Source organism: Arthrobacter zhangbolii, from assembly GCF_022869865.1.
In the GTDB taxonomy this organism is placed as follows: domain Bacteria; phylum Actinomycetota; class Actinomycetes; order Actinomycetales; family Micrococcaceae; genus Arthrobacter_B; species Arthrobacter_B zhangbolii.
Genome location: NZ_CP094984.1, coordinates 1,542,020 through 1,553,860, shown reverse-complemented (window position 1 = coordinate 1,553,860; position 11,841 = coordinate 1,542,020). Strand labels below are relative to the sequence as shown.

Below are 11,841 nucleotides of genomic sequence, written 5' to 3'. Positions count from 1 at the left end.
CACCATGAAAAACATCCTGAGCACCGTAGGGATCCAGATTCTGGCTGCCTGCGCAGGCTTGCTGCTGAGCCTGTGGTGGGTGTCCGGTTTCGACATCCAGTTGCCCGGTTTCCTGGTGGCGGTGGTGGTTGTTGTCCTGGCCCAGGCGGTCCTGACCCCGCTGGTTTCCAAGGCGGCGCACCGCTACGCACCGGCGTTCCTGGGTGGAACCGGGCTGATTGCGGCTCTTCTTGCCCTGCTGATAGCGGGCCTTTTCCCGGGCGGTGTGACGGTCACCGGAATTGGCGACTGGCTTTTATCCGCTCTGATCCTGTGGGTCGCCAGCGCTGTGGGTGCATTGGTGGATCAACGGCTTACGTCGCGCCGTTCGGCGCATCCGGCGGGGCGTTCCGGTCCCGCCGCAGCATAGCGGTGTGCGACAGTAGCGAACCGTAGGCAGCGAGCAGGGAGTCGCCGGCATGGCGGGCAGCAGGCGAGACGGCGTCGAGGGTCAGGAACCCGTGCACCAGGTCAGGATGCGGCCGATACTCGACGTCGGTGCCGCCCCGGGCCAGTTCTTCGGCCAGCAGCTTCCCTTCATCCCGCAGGGGATCGTGTCCGGCGGTCGCGAGCAGCGTCCGGACCGGCAACGGCTGCGCCCGGGCCACTTCCACAGGACTGAACTTCCCCAGCAGCGACGCGTCCGGAACCCATTGGGCAATGTAGAACGCCAGGTCCTGCACGGACAACCCCCAGCCTTCCCCCTTCTCAGAGACGCTCTGCAGACTCAGACTGAGATCGGCATTCGGGTAGGCCAGAAACAACACATCAGGCAGTGCCGGCGTGCCGGCCAGCCCGCAGGCCGCCAGATAGGCAATCAGCCCGCCGGCGCTGTCTCCTGCCAGGCCTGTCCCCGGCAGCAGCTGCCCCAGCTCCTTCGGCCGGGACGCCACCCATTCCAATGCCCGCATGACGTCGTCCACCGCGGCGGGAGCAGGATGCTCCGGCGCCAGCCGGTAGTCCACTGCCAGAACCGCGGTGCCGGCCAGCAGTGCGAGCCTGCGGCACAGCCGGTCGTGGGACTCCAAGCCACCAAAGACAAATCCCCCGCCATGCACAAAAACCGTCAGTGGCAGCGCGTCGGGGCCGGAGCGGTACAGCCGTGCCCGGAGCGGGACATGGTCCGTAATACTTCCGGTCCCCGCCCGCGTTCCGCCGCCGCGGCGTTCGCCGATCGGGTCCTCCCGGGCGGGGATTTCGATCCCGCGTACCTCGGACAGTCCCGGGCCCGCTTCCCGCGGTCGCGGGGCGCGCAGTCGGCGTATCTGCGCAAGCGATGGCGGGAGCGGCGCGCACTTCGGTCAGCCACGCCGCCAGCGCGGGATCGGCAACGGCATCCATCGGACCACGGTAGCAGCGGAAATCCTGCTGCGGTTTCCGGCGGTATGTGGGTAGGGTCGGTGGCGGGACCTGCATGATCCACGTCATAGCGGATTCGCTCCCTGAGTGGCGCCCGCGGTCCTTGCGGCCTATGTTACTCACGAGTAACATCGAGTCGGACGTTGTTCCGTTTCATATCTCAAAGAGGAGTAAGTACGTGAGCCCACAAAGCCGATCACGGCAGATCAGGGACGTAGTTTTCGTAGACGGAGTACGGACTCCGTTCGGCAAGGCCGGTGAAAAGGGCATCTACGCCGGAATGCGTGCAGACGACCTGGTGGTCAAGTGCATCCGCGAACTGATGCGCCGCAACCCCTCCCTCCCCGCGGAACGGATCGACGAAGTAGCCATTGCCGCCACCACCCAGTCCGGTGACCAGGGCATGACCATCGGCCGCACCGCCGCCCTGCTCGCGGGGCTGCCCCGCACAGTGCCCGGCTTCGCCATCGACCGCATGTGCGCCGGCGCCATGACCGCCGTAACCACCACTGCCTCGGGCATCGGCTTCGGCGCCTACGACGTCGTCATCGCCGGCGGCGTGGAGCACATGGGCAACCACCCGATGGGCAAGGACGCCGATCCGAATCCCCGCTTTATGACCGAGCGGCTGGTGGATCCGGCCGCCCTGAACATGGGCAATACCGCAGAAAACCTGCACGACCGGTTCCCGAACATCACCAAGGAACGCACTGACGCGTACGCCGCCGCCAGCCAGGAGAAGCTCGCCAAGGCCTACGCCAACAACGAGATCCAGCCTGACCTGGTACCGGTTGCCACCAAGAAGCCCGGCACCGGCTGGACCCTGAACACTGTGGACGAGCCGCCGCGCCCGGGCACCACAGTTGAGGACCTGGCCGAGCTGCGCACCCCGTTCCGCGCCCACGGCCGCGTCACGGCAGGTAACGCCGCCGGCCTGAACGACGGCGCCACCACCGCCCTGCTCGCCTCAGCCGAAGCTGCCGAGGAACTCGGCCTGGGCGTGAAGATGCGCCTGGTCGGCTTCGCGTTCGCCGGCGTCGAGCCCGAGGTCATGGGCTACGGACCGGTTCCCGCAACCGAAAAGGTGCTGAAGCAGACCGGCCTGTCCATCGAGGACATCGGCCTGTTCGAAATCAACGAGGCCTTCGCCATCCAGGTGCTCTCCTTCCTGGACCACTTCGGCATTGCAGATGATGATCCCCGGGTTAACCGCTACGGCGGAGCCATCGCCGTCGGGCACCCGCTGGCATCCTCGGGCGTGCGCCTGATGAACCAGCTGGCCCGCCAGTTCGAGGAAGATCCGAGCGTCCGCTACGGCATGACCACCATGTGCATCGGCCTGGGCATGGGTGCCACCGTGATCTGGGAAAACCCGAACCACCCCGACTACAACACCGATTCCACGGAGGCAACGAAGTAATGTCAGCTCCCGATTACCAGCGCCTCGCGGGCCTCTTCCCCACCGAGGTTGTCACCCACTCGTATGTCTCGGACGTCCAGCTGCCCGGCAACGCCGGCACCTTCGCGCTGATCACCCTGGACAACGACGTCGACCACTCCCGCCCCACCACGCTGGGCCCGAACACCCTGCTCGAACTCGGTGAAAAGCTGGACGAGCTCAAGGTGCGCGCCGAGGCCGGCGAGATTGTCGGCGTCGGCGTCACCGGCAAACCGTTCTACCTGGTGGCCGGTGCCGACCTGTCCGCGGTAAAGGGCATCTCCGACTTCGAAGCCGGCTACGCCATGGCCCGCCTGGGACACGACGTGTACGCCAAGCTGGGCAGCCTGGGTGTGCCCAGCTTCGCCTTCATCAACGGTGTGGCACTGGGCGGCGGGCTGGAAATTGCCCTGCAGTCCGATTACCGCACGGTGTCCACCGGCGCCGGTGCGATCTCCCTGCCCGAGGCCTTCATCGGCCTGGTTCCGGGCTGGGGCGGGGTTTACCTGCTGCCGCGCCTGATCGGGCCCGAGAACGCCGTCAAGGTGATGATCGAGAACCCGCTGAGCAACAACCGCACCCTGAACGGCAAGGCTGCCTATGACCTGGGCATCGCCGACGCCCTGTTCGAACCGGCCGACTTCCTGGAGCAGTCCCTCACCTGGGCCGCCCGCGTCATCACCGGCGAGGAGCAGGTACAGCGGCCCAATGCCGTCGAGCCGGCTGCCGTGGGCGAGGCATGGGACGCCGCCGTCGCCAAGGGCCGCGCCTTTGTGGAGGCCAAGACCTCCAACGCCGCACCGGCGCCGGCCAAGGTCCTGGACCTGCTGGAGAACGGCAAAACCTGGACGCGCGAGGAATCCCGCGAAGCCGAGTGCGACGCCCTGGCCGAACTGATGCAGACGCCGCAGTTCAGCTCCACCGTCTACGCGTTCCTGGACCTGGTCCAGAAGCGCGGCAAGCGTCCCGCCGGCGCTCCGGACAAAAAGCTTGCCCGCCCGGTCACCAAGGTGGGCGTGGTTGGCGCAGGCCTGATGGCCAGCCAGCTGGCCCTGCTTTTCGCACGCCAGCTGAAGGTGCCCGTGGTGATGACGGACATCGACCAGGAGCGCGTGGACAAGGGTGTGGGCTACGTGCACGCCGAGGTGGACAAGCTCCTTGCCAAGAAGCGCATCTCCCCCGACGCCGCCAACCGCACCAAGGCACTGGTCACCGGCTCGGTGTCCAAGGAGGCCTTCTCCGACGCCGACTTCGTCATTGAAGCCGTCTTCGAGGAGATGTCGGTCAAGAAGCAGGTCTTCGCCGAGGTGGAGGCCGTGGTCTCCCCCGAGTGCATCCTGGCAACCAACACCTCCTCGCTCTCGGTGACGGAAATGGCAGCAGACCTCAAGCACCCCGAGCGCGTGGTGGGCTTCCACTTCTTCAACCCGGTGGCAGTGATGCCGCTGCTGGAGATTGTCCGTGCTCCGAAGACCGACGACGCCGTCCTGGCCACTGCGTTTGTCCTCGCCAAGCAGCTGAAGAAGACCGCTGTGCTGGTCAAGGATGCCGCCGCCTTTGTGGTGAACCGTATTTTGGGCCGCATGTTCGGTGAGATCACCCGCGTCTTCGATGAGGGTACGGACGCCGCCACGGCAGACAACGCCCTGCGCCCCATGGGCCTGCCGATGTCGCCGTTCACCCTGCTGGCCCTGGTAGGCCTGCCGGTGGGTCAGCACGTGCAGGAATCCCTGCACAGCGCCTTCGGCGAACGGTTCTGGCTCTCGAAGAACTCGCAGAAGATCATCGACGCCGGCATCAAGTCCCTGTGGCAGAAGGATGAAGACGGCAACGCCTACATCCCGGAGGAAACCCTGGCGATGCTGGACTTCGGCACCACCCCCTCGACGTCCGAGGAAGTCCTGCGCCGCACGCAGGACGCCCTGGCCGAGGAGATCGGACTCATGCTCGAAGAGGGTGTCGTGGCAGGTCCCGAAGACATCGACCTGTGCATGATCCTCGGCGCCGGGTGGCCGATGCATCTGGGCGGCATCACGCCGTACCTGGACCGCGTCGGTGCGTCCGAGCGGGTCAACGGCAAGAAGTTCCATGAGGCGGCTGTGGCTGCTTAGCCTTTCGCCTTAGGTATCGCCCGCGCCTAGCGTCCGCGCCGGGCGGACCGGAACGGCGGCAACGAAAATCCCTGCTCGCAGAGCTCGCAGGAATTATTAAAGCCGCCTAACCCGGTCCGTCCGGCGCTCTCGTTTTAATCGTCCCGTGAGCGACCGGGCGGGTCTGTAACGCTCGCCGGGTCAGGTCCGTGGTGCCAGAGGGAAGGTTACTCCGGTGAGTTCCTCCGAGATGGTCCAGAGGCGTTGCTGGATCGCTTGGTCGTGGGAGGCAGGGCTGGACGTGACCGGCTTTGGGAAGCCGCGCGTCTGGGAGCGGTTGCCCGGACCGTAGTACTGGCCGCCGGTGACGTTCGGGTCGGTAGCCGCACGCAGGGTCGGGAGGGCGCCCATCGCCGGCGTCTGGGTGAGCACAGGAGCGAGCCAGGAGACCGGAATCCGGAGCGCTGCAGGTGTGTTCCTGATGAGTTCGGTGTTGGACACGCCGGGATGGGCGGCCACCGCAATGGTTGTGCCGTAGGAAGCCAGCCGTCGCTGCAGTTCATAGGTGAACATGAGGTTGGCGAGCTTGGCCTGGCCGTAGGCCGCCACACGGTTATACGAGCGTTCCCACTGGAGATCGTCGAAATGGATGGCTGCACGGATCCGGTGGCCCGTGCTGCTGACCGTCACCACGCGCGAGCCGGGCACCGGCAGCAGCCGGTCCAGCAGCAGCCCGGTCAGGGCGAAGTGCCCAAGGTGGTTGGTACCGAACTGCTGCTCGAAGCCGTCCGCCGTGGTCCGCTTGGGTGTGTACATCACCCCGGCATTGTTAATCAGCAGGTCTATGCGCGGGTGGGCAGCCCTGATGCTCTCGGCAGCGGACCGGATGGAATCCAGGGACGTCAGGTCCAGCGCCTGGACCGTCACGTCGCCGGCAATGCCCGCGGCCGCCTGTTTGCCTTTCTGCAGGTCGCGCACCGCCAGGACCACCGTGGCACCGTGCTCAGCAAGCACCTTGGCAGTTTCGAAGCCCAGCCCGGTGTTGGCGCCGGTCACTACCGCCACCCGCCCCCGCTGATCGGGGACGTTTTGTTCATCCCATGTGCCGTTCATTCCAGCTCCTCAAACACCGTAGGTCTGTTACGTGGTGACGACGCTAAAAGACCGGTGGTCTAAAGTCAATAGACCGCCGGTCTATAAGTTAGGCTGGGGCCGTGACTTTCCAACGGGCACGCAGCGAAGAACAGAAGGAAGCCCGCCGTCGGGCGATCCTGGACACCACGGCTGCCATGCTGGAGGAAATGCCGGTAGCCGAGGTGAGCCTCAACGAGCTAAGCCGGCGGGTGGGGCTGGCCAAGTCGAATGTCCTGCGCTATTTCGAGTCCCGCGAAGCGGTGCTGCTCGAACTGCTCGATGATTTCCTGGGGACGTGGCTTGCCGGGTTGGCAGAGGAACTGACAGCAGCGATTGAGCCGTCGGCGGCACCGGAGACCCGCGCGGATCAGCTGGCGGACATCCTCAGCCGTTCCCTGGGCGCACGTCCGGTGCTGTGCGACCTCTTCGGTGCGCAGGGCGGTGTCCTGGAACGCAACATCTCGGTGGAGGTGGCGAAGCGGCATAAGCGGTCATCCCTGGCCCGGTTGGAAACCATGACGGGCCTGATCCGTCGCCACCTGCCCGAGCTTGGTGACGCTGCGCAACAATTCTGCCTGACGAGCCTCATCACGGCCGGCGCCCTCTCGTCCTACGTACCTGCCCCGCCCACCCTGCTTGCCGCCTACGCCGAGGAGCCCGCCCTGGGTGTTTTGAACGTGGATTTGCAGGACGCGCTGCAGATGGCTTTCACCTCCGCGCTCGTTGGGGTATTGCCGCGCGCGTGAGCCTGCAAGGCGCGCGGTTTGCTCTGGTCAGGACACAGCCCCGGCGCTAATCTCGCTCCATGAGCCAGGAGCCGGCATGGTCGCAGAAGCGTGCCAAACGGATGGTTGCGCTGCTGCTTAGTGCCTGTGTTTCTTTCTGGCTGGTTATTCTCCTACCCTTTGACGAGCCCTGGAACTGGCTGATGGCCGGTCTGTCGCTGGCACTGGCAGGGGCCTTCGTCACCCTGCTGGCACGCCTTGCCCTACGGCAGCGTGACGATTATTGGCGCGGGCAAAGGAACACTGACCGTTAGCCATCAGAGTCCCAGGGGCAAGAGCATGTCTTTCCAGGCCTACCTAGACGCCACCGAAGTGAAAACCGGACTAACGCCCCGCCACCACCGGGGCTGCCCGAAGTGGCCGGAGTAGGCGCGCGGCAGGGGCAGGAGGGCCCGGAGTAGGCGTGCGCAAGGGGCCGGAGTAGGCGCGCGGCAGGGGCAGGAGGGCCCGGAGTAGGCGTCCGCAAGGGCCGGAGGGGCCGGGTTAGGCGGCTTTAATAATTTCTGCGAGCTCTGCGAGCAAGAATTTTCGTTGCCGCCGTTCCGGACCCTCCGGCCGCACAAGGTGACGAGAAGCGCCTAGAACAAAGCAACCTTCGGCGTCTTCGGGAAGATCCGGTCCAGTTCTTCCAAATCCTTCTCCGAGGGCACCCAATCCGCGGCCTGGGCGTTCTGCTGCACCTGCTCCACCTTGGTGGCACCGGCAATGACGGAGGCCACGGATGGCTGCGCTGCGAGCCAGGAGAAGGCCACCTGCACCTCGGTGAGGCCGCGCTCGGCGGCGAACCGGCCGAACTCCCGCAGCTGCTCAAAATCGGCGTTCTCGAGGAGATTGGTCCGGGAGTGCGTGAGCCGGCTCCCCTCGGGTGCCTGGCCGCTGCTGTACTTTCCGGTGAGGAGGCCGTTGGCCAGTGGGAAATAGGGCAGCACGCCCAAACCATACGCCTCAGCCGCCGGAGTAACTTCCAGCTCGGCCCGGCGGTCCAGCAGGTTGTAGTGGTTCTGCGAGGAAATGAACGGCGTGTAGCCGCCCATCCGGGCCACGAATTCCGCCTCGGCAATCTGCCAGCCGGCACGGTTGGAGTGTCCGATGTACCGCACCTTGCCACTGGTGACCAGATCATCCAGGGCAGCGAGGGTTTCCTCGATCGGCGTCAGCGGGTCCGGGGTGTGGAACTGGTAGAGATCGATCCAGTCCGTGTTCAGCCGGCGGAGCGATGCCTCCGCTGCTTTCACGATGTAGCGGCGCGATCCGCGGGCACCGAAGTCGGCACCGTTGGCTCCCTGCATGTCCATGCCGAACTTGGTAGCAAGGACCACGTCCTCGCGCCGGGAGCCCAGGGCCCTGCCAAGCATTTCCTCGCTGAGCCCCGGTGTCCGGCCATACGTATCGGCAACGTCAAAAAGCGTAATACCGGCGTCGATCGCGGCGCTGATGACGGCGTCGGTCCCCTCCTGCGATTCCGTGGGCGTTCCCGGACGGCCGAGGTTGTTGCAGCCCAGCCCTACCGTGGACACGGTCAGGCCGGAGTTTCCGAGTCTGTTGTAAGAAGTCATGGAAGCTACGCTATACCCGCCCGGGACGGAGCCCGCGTCCTATGCCGGGAAGATGTCCAGGCCGCTGTTGGGACCGGGCGCCTTGTCGGTTTCGAGGATGTACTGGATGGGGATGGCTCCCGTGGGCAGCAGGCCGGTGTAGACCTGCTCGCTGCGCCGGCGCTCCGCTTCGATGCCTTCCTCGCGGACAGCAGCGGAAAAGGCCTGCACTGCCAGCGGGTCCGTACCCTGCTGCTCACTCCAGATGATGTACATGCCGTACAGATCGGCTACGGGGGTTGCTTCATCCTCGTCCAGGTCACTTACCGTGCATTCGGCAAGAAAGCGGCGGATGTCCGGCGCAGATCCATCAGTCATGCCTCCAAGACTATCCGCTGAGAGCTGTGCCACCCAGTCTCCTTACGCTCAGTAACGGCCGGCCAGCAGGTAATCCTGAAAGGCCAGCGGAGCCGTACCGGTGAGGCGCTCGATGTCCGGGCTCGCCGGGCCGAGCGCGCCGGCGGCGATGGCCTGGTAACTGCTGGTCCAGGCCTCCGCCTGCCAGCGGGCGGCATGCCCCTGCATCCGGCTGGCCATCGCCTGCTCATAGGTTTCGTTCTCATACCCGACATGGCTGCCGGAGACGCGGGTCAGGACCTCCGCAACTTCGGCCATGCTGAGCTCCGTTGGTCCGGTGAGCGTGTAGGTGCGGTTCCGGTGCTCCCCCGGGGCAAGGAGGATTGTGGCGGCGGTGCGTGCAATGTCGGTCCTGGCTACCGGGGCGAACCGGCCGTCTCCGGCGGGTCCCCGGATGACGCCGTCCGGCTGGATGAAGGTGGGCAGGACATCCTGGTACAGGCAGTTCCGCAGGAACGTCCAGGACATGCCGCTGCCCTGGATGTGCTCCTCGGTGGCCGCATGGTCCCGGGCCAGGGAAAACACTGCGTCCGGCGCGGCACCCATAAAGGAGGTGTACACAATGTGGTCCACCCCGGCCTCCGCCGCGGCGTCGACGAAGGTCTGCTGGTCTTCAACCCGGTGCGGGCTTTCGGCTGCGGACACCATAAAGAGCGTATGGACGCCGCGCAGCGCGCTCACCGCCTGCGCGCGGTCCAGATAGGAAACGGCAAAGACCGGAGTGTCCGGCAGCTCGGGCAGCCGGGCGGTGTGCCTGGCCAGCAGCCGCTGGCGCACCCCTGACTCGGCCAGCAGGCGGGCAACGGCGCCGCCCAGGGCGCCAGTAGCGCCCGTGACGGCGAGGGCCGGAACGTTATCAGCCATGGCTTTCACACCCCTTTTTCCGTTGACCCGGCTAACGGGTCCCTGCACGGCTACTGGATTTTGGGCACCTGCCCTGTGGGCATTTCCTGCCCCGGGAGGGGCCGGGCAAACGGGACCTTCGTGCCCAGGACCTGGGCGACAATGTCATTGGCAACCTGCCGGGCCGTCAGTCCCACCCGCTCAAGCACCTCACCGCGGCTGCCATGGTCCAGGAACTCGACCGGCAGGCCGACTTCGTTCAGGGCGGTGTCCACCCCGGCGGCACGCATTTCCTGCCGGATCCGCGAACCGACCCCGCCTGCCCGCACGCCGTCCTCGATCACTGTGACGATCCGGTGCTCCCCGGCCAGGCGGATGATTGACCGCGGCACCGGCAAGACCCAGCGCGGATCCACCACTGTGGAGCTGATGCCCTGCGCGTCCAGCCGCTCGGCTACGTCCAGGGCCATACCGGCCATGGCCCCCACACTCACAATCAGGACGTCGTTCGAGCTGTCGCCGCTGTGCCGGCGGGCCAGGATGTCCACGCCGTCGGCGGTTCGCTCCACTGCGTCGATATCGCGGCCCACGGTGCCCTTGGAGAACCGCACCACGCTGGGCGCATCCGAGATGGCCACGGCTTCGCGCAGTTCCTCCTTCAGGCGGGTGGCGTCCCGGGGTGCGGACAGATGCAGGCCGGGCACAATCTGCAGCATGGACATGTCCCACATGCCGTGATGGCTGGCGCCGTCCGGTCCGGTCACCCCGGCACGGTCCAGCACAATGGTGACGCCGGCCTTGTGCAGGGCAACGTCCATCAGCAGCTGGTCGAAGGCACGGTTCAGGAACGTGGCGTACAGGGCGACGACGGGGTGCAGTCCGCCGAAGGCCATGCCGGCCGCCGAGGTGAGGGCATGCTGTTCGGCGATGCCGACGTCGAACACGCGGTCCGGATGCTTTGCCGCGAAACGGTGCAGGCCCACGGGGATCAGCATGGCGCCGGTGATACCGACAATGTCCGGACGCTCGTCGGCTATCTGGGCAATCTCCGTCGCAAAGACGGAGGTCCAGGATTCCTTGCCGCCCGGTTCCACCGGTGCGCCGGTCTCGGGATCGATAATGCCGACGGCGTGGAACTGGTCAGCTTCGTGGGCGCGGGCAGGCGCGTAGCCGCGGCCCTTCTCCGTCATGGCGTGCACAATCACGGGACCGGCATAGTTCTTGGCCTTGAGCAGTGCGCGTTCGACGGCGTCGAGGTCGTGTCCGTCGATGGGGCCCACGTACTTCATGCCCAGATCCTCGAAGAGGCCCTGGGGGGACCACCAGTCCTTGATGCCCTTCTTGGCGGCATGCAGGCTGCGGTAGGTGAAACGGCCCACGGGGCCGCCCTGCTGCAGCCGGTCCCGCCACCAGCCCAGGGTGTTCTCGTAGGCGTGGTGCGTGCGCACGGCGTCAATGGTGGGGCGCAGCGAGGCCAGGTAGTCAGCCAGGCCGCCGATGGTCGGCGCGTAGGATCGGCCGTTGTCATTGACCACAATCACCACGCGGCGCCGCTGGTCCGCCGCAATGTTGTTCAGTGCCTCCCAGGCCATGCCGCCGGTCAGGGCGCCGTCGCCCACCATCACCACGGTGTAGCGATCGCTCTCGCCGTTCAGCTGCCGGGCCCGGGAAATACCGTCTGCCCAGGACAGGGACGAGGAGGCGTGCGAGCTTTCCACAATGTCATGCACGGATTCCGCGCGGGACGGATAGCCGGAAAGCCCGTGCTGCTGCCGCAGCGTTCCGAAGTCCTGGCGGCCGGTAAGGATTTTGTGCACGTAGGACTGATGGCCGGTGTCAAAGACGATGCTGTCCCGCGGCGAATCGAAGACCCGGTGGATGCCCATGGTCAGTTCCACCACGCCCAGGTTCGGGCCGAGGTGGCCGCCGGTCTGTGCCACGTTGGTGATCAGGAACGAACGGATCTCTTCAGCAAGCCGCTTCAGCTGTGTCAGCGAAAGCCTGCTGAGGTCCCGAGGGTCCCGGATTGTTTCCAGAAGTCCCAACAGGGTGCCTCCCTTGAGTCGTAGTCGGCGGCACTGCACACCGTCGCAATGGTTAACTCTAACGCCCAGTGTGCACTGCGCGGTTCCCCCACCAACGCATCAGGACCCCGCGTGCCCTGACCGCCCGTTGGACGGATCGGGGACGCGGGGTCCTGA

The 11,841-nt window shown here is 66.1% G+C and carries 11 protein-coding genes; 5 read left to right on the top strand and 6 right to left on the bottom strand.

Annotation, left to right across the window (positions count from 1 at the left end; genetic code table 11):
* Positions 1 to 4 precede the first annotated feature (4 nt).
* Positions 5 to 409: a phage holin family protein gene (locus tag MUK71_RS07145; RefSeq protein WP_227928086.1), complete on the top strand. Its 405-nt coding sequence runs from the start codon at positions 5 to 7 to the stop codon at positions 407 to 409.
* On the opposite strand, the gene MUK71_RS07140 is transcribed toward MUK71_RS07145, so the two are convergent.
* The gene (locus MUK71_RS07140) at positions 354 to 1,109 is read right to left on the bottom strand and encodes an alpha/beta hydrolase fold domain-containing protein (RefSeq protein WP_269436307.1); all 756 of its coding nucleotides are present in this window, start codon (positions 1,107 to 1,109) and stop codon (positions 354 to 356) included. The genes MUK71_RS07145 and MUK71_RS07140 overlap by 56 nt on opposite strands.
* Before the next feature lie 494 nt (positions 1,110 to 1,603).
* Here MUK71_RS07140 and MUK71_RS07135 point away from each other — a divergent pair, with 494 nt between their 5' ends.
* Complete coding sequence (locus MUK71_RS07135; protein WP_423723495.1) at positions 1,604 to 2,818, top strand: thiolase family protein; 1,215 nt, start codon at positions 1,604 to 1,606, stop codon at positions 2,816 to 2,818.
* A complete protein-coding gene (locus MUK71_RS07130) occupies positions 2,818 to 4,947 on the top strand; it encodes a 3-hydroxyacyl-CoA dehydrogenase NAD-binding domain-containing protein (protein WP_227902182.1) in 2,130 nt (709 codons plus the stop codon). The genes MUK71_RS07135 and MUK71_RS07130 overlap by 1 nt, the downstream gene beginning before the upstream one ends.
* 180 nt (positions 4,948 to 5,127) lie before the next feature.
* Here the strand turns inward: MUK71_RS07130 and MUK71_RS07125 are convergent, their stop codons facing one another.
* On the bottom strand, positions 5,128 to 6,039 hold the full coding sequence (locus tag MUK71_RS07125) for an SDR family NAD(P)-dependent oxidoreductase (protein WP_227927996.1): 912 nt from the start codon (positions 6,037 to 6,039) through the stop codon (positions 5,128 to 5,130).
* A gap of 101 nt (positions 6,040 to 6,140) precedes the next feature.
* Between MUK71_RS07125 and MUK71_RS07120 the strand changes: the two genes are divergently transcribed.
* Positions 6,141 to 6,806, top strand: a complete 666-nt coding sequence (locus MUK71_RS07120; protein ID WP_227927997.1) for a TetR/AcrR family transcriptional regulator — start codon at positions 6,141 to 6,143, stop codon at positions 6,804 to 6,806.
* A gap of 59 nt (positions 6,807 to 6,865) precedes the next feature.
* A complete protein-coding gene (locus MUK71_RS07115; protein WP_227902185.1) occupies positions 6,866 to 7,099 on the top strand; it encodes a hypothetical protein in 234 nt (77 codons plus the stop codon).
* Between the two features lie 324 nt (positions 7,100 to 7,423).
* Here the strand turns inward: MUK71_RS07115 and MUK71_RS07110 are convergent, their stop codons facing one another.
* From MUK71_RS07110 to dxs, 4 genes are read right to left on the bottom strand one after another with little or no spacing between them, the layout of a single operon-like run.
* Positions 7,424 to 8,401: an aldo/keto reductase gene (locus MUK71_RS07110; protein WP_227927998.1), complete on the bottom strand. Its 978-nt coding sequence runs from the start codon at positions 8,399 to 8,401 to the stop codon at positions 7,424 to 7,426.
* A 39-nt stretch (positions 8,402 to 8,440) separates the two neighbouring features.
* A complete protein-coding gene (locus MUK71_RS07105) occupies positions 8,441 to 8,758 on the bottom strand; it encodes a hypothetical protein (RefSeq protein ID WP_227902187.1) in 318 nt (105 codons plus the stop codon).
* Between the two features lie 48 nt (positions 8,759 to 8,806).
* Positions 8,807 to 9,661: an SDR family oxidoreductase gene (locus tag MUK71_RS07100; RefSeq protein WP_227902188.1), complete on the bottom strand. Its 855-nt coding sequence runs from the start codon at positions 9,659 to 9,661 to the stop codon at positions 8,807 to 8,809.
* 50 nt (positions 9,662 to 9,711) lie between these two features.
* A complete protein-coding gene (gene dxs / locus MUK71_RS07095) occupies positions 9,712 to 11,685 on the bottom strand; it encodes a 1-deoxy-D-xylulose-5-phosphate synthase (RefSeq protein WP_227902189.1) in 1,974 nt (657 codons plus the stop codon).
* Positions 11,686 to 11,841: the final 156 nt, after the last annotated feature.

What these genes read in the sequence shown, in the direction of transcription:
- MUK71_RS07100 (WP_227902188.1), bottom strand. Translation starts at nt 9,661, where the DNA reads ATGGCTGATAACGTTCCGGCCCTCGCCGTCACGGGCGCTACTGGCGCC.
- MUK71_RS07105 (WP_227902187.1), bottom strand. Translation starts at nt 8,758, where the DNA reads ATGACTGATGGATCTGCGCCGGACATCCGCCGCTTTCTTGCCGAATGC.
- MUK71_RS07125 (WP_227927996.1), bottom strand. Translation starts at nt 6,039, where the DNA reads ATGAACGGCACATGGGATGAACAAAACGTCCCCGATCAGCGGGGGCGG.
- MUK71_RS07110 (WP_227927998.1), bottom strand. Translation starts at nt 8,401, where the DNA reads ATGACTTCTTACAACAGACTCGGAAACTCCGGCCTGACCGTGTCCACG.
- MUK71_RS07115 (WP_227902185.1), top strand. Translation starts at nt 6,866, where the DNA reads ATGAGCCAGGAGCCGGCATGGTCGCAGAAGCGTGCCAAACGGATGGTT.
- MUK71_RS07145 (WP_227928086.1), top strand. Translation starts at nt 5, where the DNA reads ATGAAAAACATCCTGAGCACCGTAGGGATCCAGATTCTGGCTGCCTGC.
- MUK71_RS07130 (WP_227902182.1), top strand. Translation starts at nt 2,818, where the DNA reads ATGTCAGCTCCCGATTACCAGCGCCTCGCGGGCCTCTTCCCCACCGAG.